The sequence below is a fragment of the Rhodoplanes roseus genome, from assembly GCF_003258865.1.
In the GTDB taxonomy this organism is placed as follows: Bacteria; Pseudomonadota; Alphaproteobacteria; order Rhizobiales; family Xanthobacteraceae; genus Rhodoplanes; species Rhodoplanes roseus.
Genome location: NZ_NPEX01000253.1, coordinates 6,908 through 8,270 on the forward strand (window position 1 = coordinate 6,908; position 1,363 = coordinate 8,270).

Below are 1,363 nucleotides of genomic sequence, written 5' to 3' on the forward strand. Positions count from 1 at the left end.
CCGCACCAGCGGCGCGACGTCCCATTGCGAGCGGAGCACGTAGCCGAGACCGGCCAGCGCCCAGTTGCGCACCACCTCGCCGTCGTTGCTGGTGAGCACCGGCGACACCCGGATGGCGTCCGTCCGGGAGGGGGCGCCGGGGCCCGCCTTGCGGAAGCGCCACAGCGTCACGTCCTCGTCGTTCTCGCGCACGCACAGGCAGGCGTGGTGCAGCAGATCGCGCGGCTGCGCCGGGGCGCCGTGCCGGCGAACGTGCTCGGGGCTGGCGCACACCCAGCGGCTGTTGCGGGCCAGGAGATGCGCGATCCACGAGGAGTCCTTCACGGCGCCGATATGGATCACCACGTCGGCGTCGTCGGTCTCTCGCCACGGCCGCTCGGAGAGGTCGAGCGTCACCCGCACGGCGGGATGCTGCGCGGCGAAGCGGGCGATCAGCGGCGCCACGTGGATGCGCCCGAAGCCGAACGGCGCCACCACGCGCAGCCGGCCCGAGAGGCGTCGTCCGGCCGCGACCAGCTCCTCGGGCAGCGCCTCGATGCGGCCGAGCACGGCCTGCGCCTCGGCGACCAGATGCTCGCCCTCGCTGGTGAACCGCATGCTGCGCGACGAGCGCACCACCAGGCCGACGCCGAGCGCCTGCTCCAGGCGCTTGAGCCGCATCGACAGGGCGGGCGGCGTGACGTTGAGCGAGCGCGCCGCCGCGCTGAGCGAGCCGGTGCGGCTGAGCGCCTCGACGAAGCGCAGATCCTCGAGCGTGATCATTCAATTCCGCTGAACTGATTATTGCATTCGATTTAAACACAGGTGAGGGGCGATGCGCTACGATCCTGCCATGACCTCCGCCGTGCCCGACACCCCCGCTCTGCCCAAAGCCGTCCTGTTCGACCTGCTCACCGCGCTCCTCGATTCGTGGACGGTGTGGAACGCCGCCGCCGGATCGGAGGCCGCCGGCCGCGCCTGGCGCGCCGACTATCTGCGCCGCACCTATGGCTGCGGCGCCTATGTGGCCTACGAGACGCTGGTGGAGGAGGCGGCCGCCGCGGTCGGCGAGATCACCCAAGGCGAGGCGCCCGCCGGCGACCTGCCGCCGCTGCCGGATCGTGATCCGGTCAGCGCCTACCGGTTCTCCATCGGCGACGTGCCGGCGGCCATGGGTTTTCCGCGCACCGGCGCGGCGCCGTCCGGCTCCGGCTGGACGCTGCTGGCCCGCATCCACCAGGCCGAGGAGGCCGAAGCCGCCCGCGCCGCCGAGCCGCCACCCGTCCACACCGTGCCGATCGACCCGCTGTCGCCGCTCAAGACCCTGACCGAGGAAGAGAAGATCGCGCTGTTCAGCTGATCGGCCGAGCCGTCACCCCGAGGT

At 72.3% G+C, this 1,363-nt stretch carries 2 protein-coding genes; one reads left to right on the forward strand and one right to left on the reverse strand.

Features of this window, described 5'->3' with window-relative positions; genetic code table 11:
* Window positions 1-762: LysR family transcriptional regulator (locus CH341_RS24790; RefSeq protein WP_210208602.1), on the reverse strand; the 762-nt coding region annotated here is incomplete at its 3' end.
* Between the two features lie 70 nt (window positions 763-832).
* On the opposite strand from CH341_RS24790, the gene CH341_RS36050 reads away from it, so the two are divergent.
* The gene (locus CH341_RS36050) at window positions 833-1,339 is read left to right on the forward strand and encodes a hypothetical protein (protein WP_245431236.1); all 507 of its coding nucleotides are present in this window, start codon (window positions 833-835) and stop codon (window positions 1,337-1,339) included.
* Window positions 1,340-1,363 lie beyond the last annotated feature (24 nt).

Bases quoted from the DNA above. Each gene is read 5' to 3' on its own strand.
- CH341_RS36050 (WP_245431236.1), top strand. From the start codon at position 833: ATGACCTCCGCCGTGCCCGACACCCCCGCTCTGCCCAAAGCCGTCCTG.